At 73.7% G+C, this 17,298-nt stretch carries 12 protein-coding genes; 7 read left to right on the top strand and 5 right to left on the bottom strand.

What is annotated here, in order from left to right:
- The first annotated feature begins 6 nt into the window (after positions 1-6).
- From SCATT_RS15030 to SCATT_RS15020, 3 genes are all read left to right on the top strand, one after another.
- Positions 7-915, top strand: coding sequence for a metal-dependent hydrolase (locus SCATT_RS15030; RefSeq protein WP_014143928.1), 909 nt, complete (start codon positions 7-9; stop codon positions 913-915).
- Between the two features lie 120 nt (positions 916-1,035).
- Positions 1,036-2,154, top strand: a complete 1,119-nt coding sequence (locus SCATT_RS15025) for a MerR family transcriptional regulator (protein ID WP_014143927.1) — start codon at positions 1,036-1,038, stop codon at positions 2,152-2,154.
- 81 nt (positions 2,155-2,235) lie between these two features.
- On the top strand, positions 2,236-2,631 hold the full coding sequence (locus SCATT_RS15020) for a hypothetical protein (protein ID WP_014143926.1): 396 nt from the start codon (positions 2,236-2,238) through the stop codon (positions 2,629-2,631).
- Between the two features lie 16 nt (positions 2,632-2,647).
- Here SCATT_RS15020 and SCATT_RS15015 read toward each other — a convergent pair whose 3' ends face one another.
- Positions 2,648-3,538, bottom strand: coding sequence for an LLM class flavin-dependent oxidoreductase (locus tag SCATT_RS15015; RefSeq protein WP_014143925.1), 891 nt, complete (start codon positions 3,536-3,538; stop codon positions 2,648-2,650).
- 765 nt (positions 3,539-4,303) lie between these two features.
- On the opposite strand from SCATT_RS15015, the gene SCATT_RS15010 reads away from it, so the two are divergent.
- Positions 4,304-5,176 carry a Cof-type HAD-IIB family hydrolase gene (locus tag SCATT_RS15010; protein WP_202446677.1) on the top strand — a complete coding sequence of 291 codons (873 nt, stop codon included), beginning with the start codon at positions 4,304-4,306 and terminating at the stop codon, positions 5,174-5,176.
- A 256-nt stretch (positions 5,177-5,432) separates the two neighbouring features.
- Here SCATT_RS15010 and cydD read toward each other — a convergent pair whose 3' ends face one another.
- The 4 genes from cydD to hisC all read right to left on the bottom strand — a co-directional run bounded on the left by cydD (position 5,433) and on the right by hisC (position 13,224).
- Complete coding sequence (gene cydD, locus SCATT_RS15005) at positions 5,433-9,077, bottom strand: thiol reductant ABC exporter subunit CydD (protein ID WP_014143923.1); 3,645 nt, start codon at positions 9,075-9,077, stop codon at positions 5,433-5,435.
- Positions 9,078-9,156: 79 nt separating this feature from the next.
- The gene (gene cydB, locus SCATT_RS15000) at positions 9,157-10,164 is read right to left on the bottom strand and encodes a cytochrome d ubiquinol oxidase subunit II (protein WP_014143922.1); all 1,008 of its coding nucleotides are present in this window, start codon (positions 10,162-10,164) and stop codon (positions 9,157-9,159) included.
- Positions 10,165-10,200: 36 nt separating this feature from the next.
- A complete protein-coding gene (locus SCATT_RS14995; RefSeq protein WP_014143921.1) occupies positions 10,201-11,781 on the bottom strand; it encodes a cytochrome ubiquinol oxidase subunit I in 1,581 nt (526 codons plus the stop codon).
- Between the two features lie 363 nt (positions 11,782-12,144).
- Complete coding sequence (gene hisC, locus SCATT_RS14990) at positions 12,145-13,224, bottom strand: histidinol-phosphate transaminase (protein ID WP_014143920.1); 1,080 nt, start codon at positions 13,222-13,224, stop codon at positions 12,145-12,147.
- A gap of 393 nt (positions 13,225-13,617) precedes the next feature.
- Here hisC and SCATT_RS14985 point away from each other — a divergent pair, with 393 nt between their 5' ends.
- From SCATT_RS14985 to SCATT_RS14975, 3 genes are all read left to right on the top strand, one after another.
- A complete protein-coding gene (locus SCATT_RS14985) occupies positions 13,618-14,718 on the top strand; it encodes a LacI family DNA-binding transcriptional regulator (protein WP_078590750.1) in 1,101 nt (366 codons plus the stop codon).
- Positions 14,719-14,940: 222 nt separating this feature from the next.
- The gene (locus SCATT_RS14980; protein WP_065762375.1) at positions 14,941-16,155 is read left to right on the top strand and encodes a metallophosphoesterase; all 1,215 of its coding nucleotides are present in this window, start codon (positions 14,941-14,943) and stop codon (positions 16,153-16,155) included.
- Positions 16,156-16,382: 227 nt separating this feature from the next.
- Positions 16,383-17,255: a hypothetical protein gene (locus SCATT_RS14975; protein ID WP_014143917.1), complete on the top strand. Its 873-nt coding sequence runs from the start codon at positions 16,383-16,385 to the stop codon at positions 17,253-17,255.
- Positions 17,256-17,298 lie beyond the last annotated feature (43 nt).

Genomic DNA, 17,298 nt, shown 5'->3' with positions numbered 1-17,298 from the left:
TCCGCCATGCACACCCCGACCCCGTACCCGATAAGGCCGCGCCGTGTCTCGTTCGACTGGCGGGACACCCCGCTGCACTGGATCCCGGACGAGCCCGTCGCCACCCATGTCATCAACGTCCTGCACCTGCTGCTGCCGGCCGGTGAGCGGTGGTTCGTCAAGGTCTTCAAGGAGGCGCTGCCGCTGGTCACCGACCCCGAACTGCTGGGCGACGTCAAGGGGTTCATGGGCCAGGAGGCCACCCACAGCGTCCAGCACTCCTACGTCCTGGACCACCTGGCCGAGCAGGGCCTGGACACCCACCCCTACACCCGGCACGTGGACTGGATGTTCGACGTGCTGCTCGGTGACGAACCGCCCGCCGGGCTGCCGTTGTCGCGGCGTGAGTGGCTGCGCTTCCGGCTGTCGCTGATAGCGGCGATAGAGCAGTTCACCGCGGTGCTCGGCGACTGGATACTGCGCGCCGACGGCCTGGACCGGGCCGACCCCGACGCCGTCATGCTGGACCTGCTGCGCTGGCACGGCGCCGAGGAGGTCGAGCACCGGGCGGTCGCGTTCGACATGTACCAGCACGCCGGCGGCAGCGGCCTGCCGCGTTATCTGCGCCGGGTGTACGGCATGGCGGTCACCGCACCCGTGCTGCTGTGGCTGTGGGCGTTCGGCGCGGCGTACCTCATACGCCACGATCCGCAGTTGCGGGGCCGGCTCGGGTACACGCTGCGTGAGCACAACAAGGCGGTCCGCAAGGGACTGCTGCCGACCTGGGGCGAGCTGGGCGCGGCGATCCCCCGCTACCTGCGGCGGTCGTACCATCCCTCCCAGGAGGGGTCGTTGCGCAACGCCGTCGCCTACCTGGCCACGTCCCCAGCCGCGCGGGCGGCGGCCGGCGCGGTGGCCCGGGCGGCCGTCTCGTAGGACACCGCGGCAGGTGCCGGGGAACCGGTCCGGTCCGGCCCGGGACGTGACGGCCGCGAAGGCGAGTGCGGCGCACCGGAGCGACGGAAGGCTTCGGGCGCCGAGGGAAAGGAGGCCGTCGTGGCCGAGGACACGGTGCCCGGGAACGTTCCCGGGAGGGCGCCGCGGACCGCCGCACCGGCCGCGCGGCCGGACTACCGGATCGAGGACCTGGCACACGCCAGCGGCACCACGGTGCGCACCATCCGCGCCTACCAGGACCGCGGGCTGCTGCCCAAGCCGGAGCGGCGGGGCCGGGCCAACGTCTACGGCGCCGAGCACCTGGCCCGGCTGCGGCAGATCGGCGAGCTGCTGGAACGCGGCTACACCCTGGCCAGCATCAAGGAGCTGCTGGAGGCGTGGGACGCGGGCACCGGGCTCGGCGGGGTACTGGGCCTGGTCAGCGAGGTGGACCGGCCCTGGTCGGACGAACGGCCGGCCAGGATCGGCCGCGCGGATCTGATAGCGCGGTTCGGCGGGGTCGCCGACGACGGGGCGATCGCCGAGGCCGTCGAGCTGGGCGTGCTCGAACCCGTGACGGAGCCCGGGGCCGAGGAGGGGGGCGCGGCGGCCGACGCGGCGGAGTTCCTGGTGCCGAGCCCGCTGGAGCTGGCGGCGGCGGCCGAGCTGTACGCGGCCGGGGTACCGCTGTCGGCGATCTCCGGGCATCTGCGGGAGCTGCGCGGCCAGGTCGAGCACATCGCCGAACGCTTCCTGGAGTTCACCACCGAGCACGTCTTCCACCGCTACCTGGACCACCCGCCGACCGAGGACGAGGCCACTGAGGCGGCCGGCCTGGTCCGCAGACTGCGACCGCTGGCCCAGCAGACGATGGACGCCGAACTGGCGCGCGCCATGCGGACGTTGGCGACCCGGATGGTGCAGCGCCACCTCGGTGACCTGCCGCTGCCGGCCGCCCTCGCCGGCCCCGCGACCGTCACGGGCCCGGCGACCGTCGCCGGGCCCGGCGCGCGGGACGCCGGTCCGCCGTGGGCATCGGGGGTGCCGGACACCGTGCCGGTGGCGCTGCCCGCCGGGACGGTCCGTTCGGTGCGGGCACTGGTGGGCGCCCGGAACACGGCGGCGTTCATCGCGGCGGCGGCCGAACGGGAGGTACGGGCGCGCACCATGGACGACCTCGCCGCGGCGGGCCGCCGGCCGCGACCGCACCATGAGGACGACGAGGGCGCACGAAGCTGAGGGCGGCGCCACGACGAAGGGGGAACCATGACGTGACCACGCCTGGCCAGCACCGAGGCGGCCGTCGAAGCGGTACGCGCGGTGGCCGCCGAGTACGCGCGGGAGGTGGAGGTCACCCACGACATCGGCGCCGACCGGTCGGGGCGCCGCCTGTCGGCGGGGGCGTTCGCGGTGACCGACCCCGACGGGAGCCTCCCGCACGAGGCGTTCTGCGAACTCGGCGGATCGCCCCGGGTCAGCGTCGAGCTGTTCTCGGAGGGCGACGCGCTGATCACGGTGGAGGGCGTGCCGTTCCACGACGTCCCGTGGGACTCGGTGCCCGCCTTCCTCAGCGTGCTCTACCGCGGCCTCGCCCACGTCAAGGTGGGCTTCTGGCCGCCGCGGCAGCAGCTCGTGGTGCCGCTGCCCGGCGACGAGACGTACAAGGAGACGATATTCGGGCCGCTGAACCGCTGGCTCGGCAGCCGGATCCGCTGAGGGGCGCCGTTGGAGGTCAGCCGTTCAGCTGCGCCAGACCGTCGACGGCGATCTTCTCGAAGACCGCCAGGTCGGCGGCGTACACCGAGTCGGGGATCGGCCAGTGCAGGACGATCTCGGTGATGCCCAGTTCCGCGTAGCGGCCGGCGTAGTCCACGAAGGCGTCCACGGATTCCAGCGGGCGTTCCCGGGTCGAGCCCTGGAGGAGGACGCGGTCGATCCCGGCCGGGTCGCGCCCTTCCTCGGCGCAGGCCGCCTCCAGCTTGCCGAGCTGGGCGCGGATCACCCCGGGGCAGTCCTCCACGGCCACGTCGCGGGGGCCGCGCGGGTCGCCGTAGGTCACCCACGCCTGGCCGTACCGGGCGGCGAGGCGCAGGCCGCGCGGACCGGTGGCCGCCACCGCGAACGGCAGCCGGGGGCGCTGCACGCAGCCGGGGATGTTGCGGACCTCGTGGGCCGGGTAGTAGGTGCCCTCGGCGGAGACCACGTCCTCGGTCAGCAGCCGGTCGAGCAGCGGCAGGAACTCCCCGAACCGGTCGGCGCGCTCCCGGGGCGTCCACGCCTCCTGACCGAGCGCGGTGGCGTCGAAGCCGGAGCCGCCGGCGCCGATGCCGAGCGTGATCCGTCCGCCGCTGATGTCGTCCAGGGTGATCAGTTCCTTGGCGAGCGTCACCGGGTGCCGGAAGTTCGGCGAGGTGACCAGCGTGCCCAGCCGCAGAGTGGAGGTGACCCCGGCGGCCGCGGTCAAGGTCGGCAGCGCGCCGTACCACGGCCCGTCCCGGAACGACCGCCACGACAGGTGGTCGTAGGTGTACGCGGCGTGGAACCCGAGCTGCTCGGCCCCCGTCCACAGCTCCCGCCCCCGCTGCCAGGGGTGGACGGGAAGGATCACAGTGCTCAGTCGCATGCCCCCGAGCGTACGTTCCCCCTCGGACGGCGCGGAAAAGACCACGGCTCCGCGATCAGCCCCCTGACCGGCCACGCCTGCCGGGTGACGCCGCCGGAACGGCGGCGTGCGCGCCGTGACCGCCCCGCGAGGACGGCACGGGGAGCCGTCTCCAGCGGACCGCGACGGAGGCCGAGCGCCATAACCCCCGAGCCCGGCGCCGCGCCCCAGGGGCACTACCGGGAAACCCTCGGGGCCCCGGCGCGCGGTCACCCGCTTCACGCCCCTGACCGGCCATGCCTGCCGGAGTGACGCCCGGGAACGACGGCATACGTACCGTGACCGCCCCGCGAGGACGGTACGGGGCACGCCAACGCGGCGCCGTCTCCTGCGGCCGGAACGGAGGCCCGAGTGCCATGATCGCCGGGCCCAACCCCCACGCCCCGCCGCCCCGGGAGCACCTACGGCACCACCACGAAAACCTCGGCGCGGCCCCCGCGCAAGATCACTCTTCACGCCCCTGACCGGCCACGCCTTCCGGAGTGACGCACCGGAACAGCGGCATACGCACCGTGACCGCCCCGCGAGAACGGTACGGGCACGCCATCGCGGCGCCGCCTCCCGGACCGGACCGAAGCCCCAGCACCCTGACCACCAGGCCCAACCCCACCCGCCCCCGCCGCCCCGGAAGCACCTACGGCACCACCGCGAAAACCCCGGCGCCGCCCGGCGCGCGGTCACCCCCTCGCGCCCCGACCGCACACCTGTGCACCTCGTTGCGTCAGTATGGTCCCCGTGACCTCGACCTGTCCGACGCCTCGACACACCCCGCGGGATGCCGCCGGGCGGTCCGAGCCGCCCAAGCCCCGGCTGATCGCGACCGACCTGGACGGAACGTTGCTGCGGGACGACAAGACCGTTTCCGCGCGCACCGTGGCCGCCCTGGCGGCGGCCGAGGAGGCCGGTATCGAGGTGTTCTTCGTCACCGGGCGCCCGGCCCGCTGGATGGACGTGGTCGCCGAGCACACCGCCCGCCACGGCGTGGCCATCTGCGCCAACGGGGCCGGCGTCTACGACCTGCACCGGGAGCGGCTGCTGGCCGCGTACCCGCTGCGTGTCGAGGATGCCCGCGCGGTCGTCGAGACGTTGCGGACGGCCGTCCCCGGGGCCTGCTTCGCGATCGAGCGCACCGGGAGCTTCCAGTACGAGCCCGAGTACGACGCGCTGTGGGCCGAACCGGACTCGATGGTCGGCCCGGCGGAGGAGTTGCTGGCCGCGCGCCCGGCGGAGCCGGTGCTGAAGCTGCTGGCCAAGCACGCCTCGGCCGACCCGGACGTCTTCCTGGCCACCGCACGGAACGCCGCCGGTGACCACGCGGAGTTCACCCGGTCGAGCCCGTCCGCGCTGCTGGAGATCAGCGGCCGAGGGGTGAGCAAGGCGACCACGCTGGCCCGCTGCTGCGCCGATCGCGGCATCGGCGCCGACGAGGTGGTCGCCTTCGGTGACATGCCGAACGACCTGGAGATGCTCGGCTGGGCGGGCACCTCCTACGCGGTCGCCAACGCCCACCCCGACGTGCTGGCGGCCACCACGCACCACACGGCGGCCAACGAGGAGGACGGCGTGGCCCAGGCCATCGAGGAGATCCTGGCCCGCTGAGCCCGCTGAGCCCGCTGACGAGGCCGGCGGAGTCGACCGGGCCGACGGCTGAGGCGAAACGTTCCACCTCAGCCACCCCGGAAACGCCCGGCGCACACTCCGGCGCGCAAGTCTCCGTACGCCCCCACAACGCCCCCGTGCGCCTCAGCAACACCCCACCCGCCGACCACCCACCCCGCACGCCCTCCCGCGCCCCCCGTTCACCCGCCCGCAACCCTTACCGGGCCGGGCCGGGCCGGGCCGGGCCGGGCCGCCCTCAACCGACCCCCACCGGCGACCGCAACGGCTCCGCCTCGCGTTCCCTCGCCAGCATCCGCGCGAACGGGCCGTCCGCCGCGGCGAGTTCGGCGAAACCGCCGCGCTGCGCCACCCGTCCCTCGTCGAGCACGACGATCTCGTCCACCGCGCCTTCCCCGGCCAGTCCGGCCAGGCGGTGGGTGATCAGTACGGTGGCGCGCCCTTCGGCGGAGCGGGTCGCTGTGGCCCGCAGCAGATCGGCGGTGAGCGCGTCGGCGGTGGCGAGGTCGAGGTGCTCGGCGGGCTCGTCCAGGACGAGGACGGGGAAGCCGGCCAGCAGGGCCCGGGCCAGGGCGAGGCGTTGCCGTTGGCCGCCGGAGAGGCGGGCACCGTGCTCGCCCACGAAGGTGTCCAAACCCTCCGGGAGCGAATTCACCCATCCGAGGAGGCGCGCGTCCGCGAGAACGGCACGCAGGAGCGCGTCGTCCGCGTCCGGACGCGCCATGCGCAGGTTCTCCCTGATCGTGCTGTCGAAGATGTGCGCGTCCTGGGCACACAGTCCGACCATCCGCCGTACGTCGTCCCCGTCGAGCCGCGACGCCTCCGTACCGCCGAGCGTGTACGTCCCCCGTTCGGCGTCCACGAACCGCAGCAGCGCCTGGGCCAGCGTGGTCTTGCCGGCCCCCGAGGCGCCCACCACCGCGACCCGGCGACCGGGCGTCAGGGTGAGGCCGAAGCAGTCCAGCGCGGCCCGCTCCCGTCCCGCGTACCGCACCGTCAACCCCCGTACGCCCAGCGGGAACGGGGACTCGGGGGCCGGCGCCGGCCGCTCGGGCTCGCTCACCGGAACGGGGGCGTCCAGAACCTGGTGGACGCGGTGCGCGGCACGGCGGGCGCGGTGGCCGTACTGCGCGGCGAGCGGCAGCCCGCCGACCGCCTCGAAGGCGGCCAGCGGCGTCAGCACGACCACCGCCAGGTCGACCCCGGGCAGCCGTCCGGCGTGCGCGGCGGCCACCCCCACGCAGGCCGCGGCGGCCACGGTGACCCCGCTGACCAGCGCCATCAGCCCGGCGCCCAGCGCGGACACGGCAGCCGAACGGGCCGCGGCCCGGGTGAGTCCGCGGTCGGCCTCCGCCACCCGTGCCGCCCGCCGGGGCAGCGCGCCCGCGACGGTGAACTCCGCGACGCCGCCCAGCAGATCGACCACCCGCGTCGACAACGTGCCACGGAGCGGGGCGAGTTCCCCCTCGGTGCGCCGGGACAGCGCCGCCGACAGGGCCGGCACCGCCACCCCCGCCACCAGCAGGCCCGCCGCCAGCACCGCGCCCGCGGCCGGCAGGAGCCACCACAGGAACGCCGACGCCCCGGCGCCGACCACCACGGCCGCCCCGACCGGCAGCAGCCGCCGCAGGAAGTAGTCCTGGAGCGAGTCGACGTCCGCGACCAGCCTGGAGAGCAGGTCGCCGCGGCGTACGTCACGCAGCCCGGCCGGGGCCAGCCGTTCCAGCCGCCGGTAGACGGCCGCCCGCAGATCGGCAAGGGCGCGGAAGACGGCGTCGTGCGCGACCAGCCGCTCGGCGTACCGGAAGACCGCCCGGCCGATGCCGAAGGCGCGGGTCGCGGTCACCGCCACCATCAGGTAGAGCACCGGCGGTTGCTGGGCGGCCCGGGAGATCAGCCAGCCGGAGGTGGCCATCAGCCCGGTGGCGCTGCCCAGGGCGAGCGCGCCGAGCAGGGTCGCCAGCAGGAAGCGGGCGCGCAGGGGGCGTGCCATCCGCCGTACCCGCCGCAGTGCGCCCCCGGGGTGCTCCCGATCGCCCCCGGCTCCGCCCCGGTTCGCCGGATCCGGCGAACCCGTCGGCCCCGTCACCGATACCGGCGCATTCACACCATCGCGCGCCCCCGCGTACATCCGGTCGTGAACCTCGTCCCGCGCCGCTTCCGCGCTTCCGGGCACCCCCGCGCGCTCCCGTGCACCAGGACCGTCCGCGCCGAGGGACCGGTCCCCCGGGGCCCCCGTCGGTGCCGGGGCGTTGATGCGGACGATCCGGTCGGCGACCGCGAGCAGCGCGGGACGGTGCACGATCAGGACGACCGTGCGGTCGCGGGCGAGCCGGCGGACGGCTTCGACGATCTCGCCCTCGGTCTCCCCGTCCAGGCCGGCCGTCGGCTCGTCGAGCAGCAGCAGCGGCCGGTCGGCCAGGAACGCCCGGGCCAGCGCGAGGCGTTGCCGCTGCCCGGCGGAGAGCCCCGCGCCGTCCTCGCCGAGCCGGGTGTCAGTGCCGCGTGGCAGGCTGGTCACGAAGTCGAGGGCGTGGGCGTCGCGCAGCGCCTCACGCACCTCGTCGTCGGTGGCGTCCGGCCTGGCCAGCCGCACGTTCTCGGCGACGGTTCCGGCGAACAGGTACGGATGCTGGGGCACCCAGGCGATCTGGGAGCGCCAGCCGTCGGGGTCCAGGGAGGTGAGGTCCGTGCCCGCTATCCGAATACGCCCGCTGGTCGCGGGGGTGAAGCCGAGGAGCACGCCGAGCAGCGTGGTCTTGCCCGCACCGGAGGGTCCGGTGACCGCCACCGTCTCACCGGCGCCGACGGTGAAGGTGGTCTCCGGCAGCGAGGCCACCGCGCGCCCCGGGTGCGTGACGCTCAGCCGCTCCACGCTCAGCTCCGCGCGGCGCACGTCCGGCACCGCCTGACGGCCCGGCTCGCGCAACGGGGTCTCCAGCACCGCGAAGACCTCGTCCGCCGCCGCCAGCCCCTCGGCCGCCGCGTGGTACTGGGCGCCCACCTGCCGCAGCGGCAGATACGCCTCCGGCGCCAGCACCAGCACCAGCAGCCCGGTGTAGAGGTCGAGTTCACCGCCCACCAGGCGGAAGCCGACGCCGACGGCGACCAGCGCCACCGAGATGGTGGCGAGGAGTTCGAGCGCGAAGGAGGAGAGGAACGCCACCCGCAAGGTGGACAAGGTGGCCCGGCGGTAGTCGTCGGTGATCCGGCGGATCGCGGCGGCCTGCGCCTTGGCCCGGCCGAAGACCTTCAGCGTCGGCAGCCCGGAGACCACGTCCAGGAAGTGGCCGGACAACCGGGCCAACAGCCGCCACTGCCGCTTCGTCCGCGCCTCGGTGTACCAGCCGATCAGCGCCATGAACACCGGGATCAGCGGCAGCGTGACCACGATGATCAGCGCCGATTCCCAGTCGGCGGTGGCGATCCTGGCCAGCACGGCGGCGGGCACCACCACGGCGAGCCCGAGTTGCGGCAGGTAGCGCGCGAAGTAGTCGTCGAGCGCGTCCACGCCGCGCAGCGCCAGCGTGGTCAGCTCGCCGGTGCGCCGGGCGTCGGCCCAGCCGGGGCCGAGCGCGGTGGCGTGGTCGAGGAGCCGGCGGCGCAGTTCGGACTTGACCGTGGCGCTGGTGCGGTGGGCGGCCAGCTCGGTCAGCCAGCCGACCACCGCCCGGCCGGCCGCGACGGCGGCCAGCCGGGCGACGTCGCCGGCGAGCCGGTCGAGGCCGGCGTGGTGCTGGAAGGCACCGACCACGATCCCGGCGATGAGCATGGCCTGCGCCACCACCAGGCCGGCCCCGGCGAGCCCGAGGGCCACCGTCGCGGCGAGGAAGACGCGGGTGGATCGGGCGTACCGGAGCAGTCGCGGATCGACGGGTCGCATGGGTGCCTCGCGGGGTGGCGGAACGGCGGGGGTGGTTGTCGGGACGGGAGGACGGCGGTGGCCGTCGGGAAGGAGGGGTTCAGTGGACGGCGGGACCGGGGATGTGCTGGGTGCCCAGCCGCTTGCGGAAGACCCAGTAGGTCCACGCCTGGTAGGCGACGACCAGCGGGGTGGCGAAGCCGGCGATCCAGGTCATCACCTTGAGGGTGTAGGGCCCCGAGGAGGCGTTGGCCACCGTCAGGTTCCAGGCCGCGTTGGTGGTGGAGGGCATCACGTTGGGGAAGAGCGCCAGGAAGAAGGTGGCGACGGTGGCCGCGATGGCCACCCCGGAGAGCGCGAAGGCCCACCCCTCGCGCCCGCGCCGGCCCACCGCCCAGGCGGCGGCCAGTGCGACGAGCGCGGCCACCACGGTGATCAGGCTGCGTCCGTTGCCGTGCGACGCCTGCGTCCACGCCAGGAAGCCGGCCGCCACGGCGAGCGCGGCCAGCCCCAGCCCGGCCGCGGCGCGCCGGGCCCGCATCCGGATGTCGCCGAGCGTCTTCAGCGCGGCGAAGACGGCGCCGTGAAAGGTGAAGACCACCAGGGTGAGCAGACCGCCGAGGAGCGCGTAGGGGTTGACCAGGTCGCCGAGGTCGCCGGTGAAGTTCTTGGACGCGTCGATCGGCACGCCGCGCACGATGTCGGCGAAGGCGGCGCCCCACAGGAAGGCGGGGAGCAGCGAGGCCCAGAAGATGGCGTTCTCCCAGTTGCGCTTCCAGCGTTCGTCGTCCCGCTTGGCCCGGTACTCGAAGGCGACGCCGCGCACGATCAGGCAGACCAGGATGAGCAGCATCGGCAGGTAGAAGCCGCTGAACAAGGTGGCGTACCAGTCGGGGAAGGCGGCGAAGGTGGCGCCGGCCGCGGTGAGCAGCCAGACCTCGTTGCCGTCCCAGACCGGGCCGATGGTGTTGATCAGCACCCGGCGCTCGCGTTCGTCGCGGGCCAGCAGCTTGCTGAGGATGCCGATGCCGAAGTCGAACCCCTCCAGGAAGAAGTAGCCGGTCCACAGGACGGCGATCAGCACGAACCAGACGTCGTGAAGGTGCATGGTCGATTGCTCCGGTTCCCGTTGCCGTGGCGCGGGTCAGTAGGCGAAGGCGAGGGGCTTGTCGGCGTCCGCGGTGCCGCCGTCGCCGTCGGTGGCGCCGGGGTCGCGGGGGCCGCGCAGCCGGGGGTCGCGGACGGGCGGCAGCTCGTCGGTGTTGGGCCCGGCGGTGGCGTAACGGGCCATCAGCCGCACCTCGACGATCGCGAGCACCGCGTAGAGCACCGCGAAGACGACGATGGAGATGAGCACGTCGGCGCTGCCGACCCCGGGCGAGACGGCGTTCCGGGTCTTCATCAGCCCGTAGACCACCCAGGGCTGGCGTCCCATCTCGGTGAAGATCCAGCCGAAGGAGTTGGCGATCAGCGGCAGCCCCATGGTGAACACGCCGATCCGCCACGACCAGGTGGTGAAGAAGTCGCTCATCTCCCGCCGCCGGGTCAGCATCAGCCGCGGCACCTCGTGGTCCCCGGTGCGGAACCGCGGGTCGAGCCAGCGCTTGCGGCGGGTGGTCCACAGCCCGATCAGCCCGGCGACGAAGGAGGACATCCCGAAGCCGATCATGAGCCGGAATCCCCAGAAGGTGACGAAGATGTTGGGGATGTAGTCCTTGGGGCTCCCGCCGAACCTCGCGGCCTCCTGCTTGGCCACGTCGTTGATGCCGGGCACGGCGTCGTGGAAGTTGCTGTGCGACAGGAAGGAGAGCACCCCGGGCACCGACAGCTCGACGGTGTTGTGCCCCTTGGCCACGTTGCCGACCGCGAAGACCGAGAAGGGGGCGGGGGCCTGGGTCTCCCACAGCGCCTCGGCCGCGGCCATCTTCATCGGCTGCTGCTCGAACATCACCTTGCCGAGGCTGTCGCCGCTGACCGCGGTGCCCAGGCCGAAGATCACCGCGAGCACCAGTCCGGTCCGCAGCGAGCTGCGCATCACGCCGATCTTCTTCGGGTCGGTCTCCCGGCCGGCCCGCTGCGCCCGCTTGGCCCGCCACAGGTGGAGCGAGGCGATGCCGACCACGAAGGCGGCGCCGGTGAGGAAGGAGGCGGTGAGCGTGTGGGCCGCCTGCACCAGCGCGGTGTTCTGGGTCAGCACCGTCCAGATGCTGGTCAACTGCGCCTTGCCGGTGTGGTGGTTGAGGGTGTAGCCGTTCGGGTGCTGCATCCAGGAGTTGGCGGCGAGGATGAAGTACGCCGACAGCACCGTCCCCAGCGAGACGATCCAGATGCACGCGCAGTGCGCCTTCCTGGGCAGCTTGTCCCAGCCGAAGATCCATAGCCCGATGAACGTGGACTCGAAGAAGAACGCGAGCAGCGCCTCCATGGCCAGCGGGGCGCCGAAGACGTCACCGACGAAGCGCGAGTAGTCCGACCAGTTCATGCCGAACTGGAACTCCTGCACGATGCCGGTGACCACGCCCATCGCGATGTTGATCAGGAAGAGCTTCCCCCAGAACTTCGTGGCGTGGAAGTACTTCTCCTTGCGGGTGCGCACCCACGCCGTCTCGAAGCCCGCGGTGATGGCCGACAGGCTGATCGTGAGGGGGACGAACAGGAAGTGGTAGACGGTCGTGAGGCCGAACTGCCACCGCGCCAGAGTCTCCGGCGCCAGGGCCAGGTCCACGTCGGTCTCCTTCTGTCGCAGCCGGATCGATGGCGTACTGCTGGGACATGGATCAACGGAGTGTGCGCGCTTGTGAAAGCGTTCACATTCACAAGCCCAGTATGGCTCAGGGCCCCGGAGTCGTCGCACAGGGGGGTACGTGAGCCCGTTCACAGCGGATCGCGCAGGTCACGAGGGCGAAGGGGACACCGGGAACGGACATGCGAAAGGCGGCCCGGGCAGGGCTTCCGCCCCAGGCCCGGACCGCCGACGGCGCCCGCACCGGGCGGGACACCGGACACGCGCCGCGGGAACGGCTCCCGCGGCGCGTGGTCAGCTCTCCACAGCGGTCAGCTCTTCGAAGCAGTCGGCTCTTCGGGGCGGTCAGCCCTTCAGGAACTCCCCCGCCACCCGCACGAAGATGTCGTTGGCCTCCCGCTCGCCGATCGTCACGCGGACGCCCTCGTCCGGGAAGGGACGCACCACGACCCCGGCCCGCTCGCACGCGGCGGCGAAGTCACCGGTGCGGTCGCCGAGCCGGAGCCAGACGAAGTTGGCCTCGGTGGGCGCCACCGTCCACCCCTGCGCCAGCAGCGCGTCCCGCACCCGGGTGCGCTCGGCGACCAGCGCCTCCACCCGCTCCAGCAGCGCGTCCTCGGACCGCAGGCTGGCCACCGCCGCGTCCTGGGCGAGCTGGCTCACCCCGAACGGCACCGCGGTCTTGCGCAGCGCGGCGGCCACCGACTCGTGGCCCACCGCGAAGCCCACCCGCAGCCCGGCCAGCCCGTACGCCTTGGAGAAGGTGCGCAGCACGCAGACGTTGGGCCGCTCCCGGTACAGCTCGATGCCGTCCGGCACCTCGGCGCCGCGGATGAACTCGCGGTACGCCTCGTCCAGCACCACCAGCACGTCGGAGGGGACGCGGTCGAGGAAGCGGAGCAGATCGGCACGGCGGACGGCGGTGCCGGTCGGGTTGTTGGGGTTGCACACGAAGATCAGCCGGGTGCGGTCGGTGACGGCGTCCGCCATCGCGTCCAGGTCGTGCACCTCGCCGTCGGTCAGCGGCACCCGCACCGAGGTGGCCCCGGCGATCTGGGTGACGATCGGGTACGCCTCGAAGGAGCGCCAGGCGTAGACCACTTCGTCGCCGGGCCCCGCGGTGGCCTGGACGAGCTGCTGGGCGATGCCCACCGAGCCGGTGCCGGTGGCGATGTGCGACTCGGGCACGTCGAACCGCTTGGCCAGCTCCGCGGTGAGGGCGGAGCAGGCCAGGTCCGGGTAGCGGTTCAGGGAGCGCGCGGTCTCCAGCGCGGTCTCCAGCACCCCGGGCAGCGGCGGATACGGGTTCTCGTTGGAGGACAGCTTGTACGCGGGCGCGCCGCCGGCCGACACGGCGGGCCGCCCCGGCTTGTACACCGGGATGCCGTCGAGCGCGGCACGCAGTTTCGGTTGTGCTTCAGTCACCAGGTCCTCCTCGACCTTCCGCCATCCCCGTGGGTGGCACGGGCTCGTGGCCCGCGGCCCCTGGAGCCGGTACGGGCTCGTGGCCCGCCGACCCCCTTGTCCCACACCTTATGAGGGGGCGTACGGGTAGCGGGAGGGTCGAATCTCACAGATGCGCGCTGGTGGCGTGCGCTCTGGCGCGCATCCCTCGTACAGGTGAGGTGCTGACAGGGGTGCAACGGCACCGTCCGACGACTCCACCGTGTGCCGATGCCCCACACCTCATGTGATCCGGGGTCACCGCCTGGCATCGTGAGGGTGAAAAGCCCGTTTCGTCTTGCATAAACGTCACTGCGGAAGGGCGGTTTGTCACCCCTGTGGCGGACGCTCCCGAGCCCTACTATCAGCCTCGCCATGACAGCAGCAGGTAACCACCAGGCGAGCCGGGCCTCCGGTCGCCGGTTGGAGCGCGCAGGGATCCGGGACGTGGCCGCCGCGGCCGGGGTCTCGATCACGACTGTCTCCGACGCACTCAACGGCAAGGGCCGGCTGCCCGATGCCACCCGCCGTCACGTCCGCGAGGTCGCCGACCGGCTGGGCTACCGCCCGTCCGCCGCCGCGCGCACGCTGCGCACCGGCAGATCGGGCCTGATCGGGCTGACGGTGACCACCTACGGGGAAGAACCGTTCACCTTCACCGAGTTCGCCTACTTCGCCGAGATGGCCCGGGCCGCCACCTCCGCCGCCCTCGCCCGGGGGTACGCGCTGGTGATCCTGCCCGCGTCCTCCCGCCACGACGTGTGGAGCAACGTGGCGCTGGACGGCACGGTGGTCATCGACCCCTCGGACGCCGACCCGGTCGTCGCCGACCTGGTGCGCCAGGGCATCCCGGTGGTCAGCGACGGCCGCCCGGCGGGCAACCTGCCGGTGCACGCCTGGGTGGACAACGACCACGAGCAGGCCGTCCTCGGCATCCTGGACCACCTCGCCGCGGCCGGCGCACGCCGCATCGGCCTGCTCACCGGGACCAGCACCGACACCTACACCCGGCTGTCCACCTCGGCCTATCTCGCCTGGTGCCGGCGGGTCGGCCAGGAGCCGGTGTACGAGGCGTACCCCGCGCACGACCCGTGTGCCGGCGCGGTCGCCGCCGACCGGCTGCTGGCCCGCCCGGACCGCCCGGACGCCGTCTACGGGCTCTTCGACCCCAACGGCACCGACCTGCTGGCCGCCGCCCGCCGCTACGGGCTGCGGGTGCCCGAGGACCTGCTGCTGGTCTGCTGCAGCGAACGGGCCGCCTACGCCACCACCGAACCGCCCATCAGCACCCTGTCGCTCAAGCCGGGGCGCATCGGGACCGCCGTCGTCCAGCTGCTGATCGACGCGATCGAGGGGTGCGGCGGCCGGCAGCCGGTCGAGCAGGTGATGCCGACCGAACTGATCGTGCGCGCCTCGTCCCAACGGCGCCCGCCGCGCACCACCGTGAGCCCGCCACGTCCCCCGTCATCTCCTTGATGCGTCGTCCCGCTGGGCCGTGTCCCCACTTCGGGTACGGCTCCCGGTCCCGCTTCGGGCGGTCCGGGCCGGAAATTTTCGCGCGATTTGTCGGCAGCGCCCCAATTGGCAGGTGGCGGGTGCGTCGCACGGCGACAGCGGCGTTCCTATGATGGGCGGATGACACCGCAGGACGCGTCGGCGCAGGCCGCGCCGGGCGCGCCACCGGTGCACAGCGGCGCGATGGTGGAGGGGTCGATGACTCAGGGGGCCGGTCAAGGACCCGTAACGCCCGTGACGAGTACCTCGGCGGGCTGGCGCCCCCCGCAAACCCCCGGCGCGCAGCAGCCCGCGCCGCCTCCGGCCGCACCCCAGCCGCCCGCCCCGGCCCCGGTCCCGGCCGCCCAGCACCCCGTTCCACCGGTGCCCCCGGTGCCGTTCCAGCCCTACCAGCCAGGGGAGCCCGACCAGCCGTACGTACCGGCCGCCACCACGCCGCCGGCCGGGGCGCCGCAGCCCGCCGGGGCCACGGTGCCGCCGGCGGAGTACACCCCCACCGCGCACGACATCCCCGTGCTCCGCCCCGTCGAGGACCACCCGACGGTACGGCTGACCACGGTCGGCGACCACGAGCCCAGCGGTCCGCCCGGGCCGCTGTACGTGGTCGGCGACGTCCACGGCTACCTGGACGAGCTGAAGGCGGCGCTGCGTGAGCGCGGCCTGATCGACGCCGAGGGCCACTGGTCGGCGGGGCAGAGCAGGCTGTGGTTCCTGGGCGACTTCACCGACCGCGGGCCGGACGGGGTCGGCGTCATCGACCTGGTGATGCAGCTCTCCGCGGAGGCCGCGGCGGCCGGCGGCTACGCCAAGGCGCTGATGGGCAACCACGAACTGCTGCTGATCGGCGCCAAGCGCTTCGACGACACGCCCGTCAACTCCGCGGCCGGCACCGCCTCCTTCCTCGCCGCCTGGCGGCTCAACGGCGGCCAGCCCACCGACATGGAACGCCTCCAGGACCACCACATCGCGTGGATGTCCCGTCTCGACGCGATCGCCCTGGAGGACAACCACCTGCTGCTGCACTCCGACACCACCGCGTACCTGGAGTACGGCTCCAGCATCGAGGAGGTCAACGACGCGGTGACCGGCGTGCTCCAGCGGTCGGACGCGGACGAGTGCTGGGAGCTGTTCCGCAAGTTCACCAAGCGCTTCGCCTTCCGCGGCGAATCCGGCGCGACGGCCGCCCGCGAGCTGCTGGACGCCTACGGCGGCGGCCGGGTCGTGCACGGCCACAGCCCGATCCCGTACCTGCTCGGCGAGGTGGACGAGGAGAACGAGGGCGGCGCCCCCGTGGTGACCGGCCCCCATCTGTACGCCGAGGACCTGGCGCTGGCGATGGACGGCGGCGTCACCATGGAGGGCCGGCTGCTGGTGGCCCAACTCCCGCTGCGCGGCTGAGGCCGTCCCGTACGGGCGCGACGCGGCCGGGACCGGCCCGGTCGGTGATCCGGCTTTACCGCACCGAAGCCGCGTTGCCCCCAATTTCCGGAAACACTCTGTCACCGCCTCACTCCGGCGCTCTACCATCGGGGTTGTCCGTCACAGGCTCGCCTCCGGTTCCGCACCCCCGCCCGCCCGGGCGGCCCGGCCCGGACCGCCGGAGATCGGAGCATCGGGGGATGTACATGAAAGGCGCTTCACACCTGCTCACCGAGGACGTCCCGGATTTCGAGCGGGTCCTCGACGAGGCGCTGCGCATGACGGCGGAGGACCCCGCCGTTCCCGGAACCCGGCTCGGCACCGGGCAGTTGCGCGCCATGGCGCTGAGCGCGACGGCGGCCATCTCGGCGTGCGCCGCGGCCGAGTACCTCAGCTACGTCACCGTACGCGCACGGCTGCGGGCCGAGGCGGCGGGCGGCACGGGGAACCGCGGGCCCGTCACGGCGGGCGGCGGCGCCGGCGACCACACCTCCGGCGCGGGCGTCCTGCCCACCGTCGCCGTCCTCACCCCGATCCTGGCCGGCACCGCCGGGCTCATCTTCCTGCTGGTGGGTTACGTGCTGGCGGCGATGGACCCGGAGCCGGCCATAGGGGCACCGCTGCGCACCGCCGGCTGGCTCTTCCTGGCGGTGGCCGGGCTGGGCGTCGTCGTCGGGGCGGTGAGCATCGTGCTGGCGGCGGTCCGCAACAGCTCGTCCGCCACCCGGGCCGCCCGCCCCGGGGAGCAGGCGGATCTGACAGCGGCGCGGGAGGCGTGGCTCACCGCGCTGCTGCACCGCGGGATGCTGCCGTTCCTGCGCGAGGTGCTGGCCGGCGCGGGGGCGCCGCCGGTGCCGGAGGACCCCGGGGCCGAGGAGGACGACGGGCTGCTGCCACCGCCCCGGCTGGGCTACTCCCGGCCCGGCTTCACCGGTCCCGGCCATGAGGAACCGGACTCCGGGGCGCCCCGGTTCAGCAGCCCCGACTACAGCAGTCCGCGCTTCTCCAGCCCGGACTTCTCCACCTCCGAGCACCGGGAGGGCTCCGACTTCCGGGAGCAGGACCCGGGCGCCCGCTGACCGTCCGCCGGGGCGCGCCCGGCCTGTCGGGGCGACGGTGCGG

Source organism: Streptantibioticus cattleyicolor NRRL 8057 = DSM 46488 (assembly GCF_000240165.1).
Taxonomy (GTDB): Bacteria; Actinomycetota; Actinomycetes; order Streptomycetales; family Streptomycetaceae; genus Streptantibioticus; species Streptantibioticus cattleyicolor.
This window is presented reverse-complemented; position numbering and strand designations above follow the sequence as displayed.

Coding starts and splice junctions, on each gene's coding strand:
- cydD (WP_014143923.1), bottom strand. CDS start 9,077: ATGCGACCCGTCGATCCGCGACTGCTCCGGTACGCCCGATCCACCCGC.
- cydB (WP_014143922.1), bottom strand. CDS start 10,164: ATGCACCTTCACGACGTCTGGTTCGTGCTGATCGCCGTCCTGTGGACC.
- SCATT_RS14975 (WP_014143917.1), top strand. CDS start 16,383: ATGAAAGGCGCTTCACACCTGCTCACCGAGGACGTCCCGGATTTCGAG.
- SCATT_RS14980 (WP_065762375.1), top strand. CDS start 14,941: ATGGTGGAGGGGTCGATGACTCAGGGGGCCGGTCAAGGACCCGTAACG.
- SCATT_RS15030 (WP_014143928.1), top strand. CDS start 7: ATGCACACCCCGACCCCGTACCCGATAAGGCCGCGCCGTGTCTCGTTC.
- SCATT_RS14985 (WP_078590750.1), top strand. CDS start 13,618: ATGACAGCAGCAGGTAACCACCAGGCGAGCCGGGCCTCCGGTCGCCGG.
- SCATT_RS15015 (WP_014143925.1), bottom strand. CDS start 3,538: ATGCGACTGAGCACTGTGATCCTTCCCGTCCACCCCTGGCAGCGGGGG.
- SCATT_RS15010 (WP_202446677.1), top strand. CDS start 4,304: ATGGTCCCCGTGACCTCGACCTGTCCGACGCCTCGACACACCCCGCGG.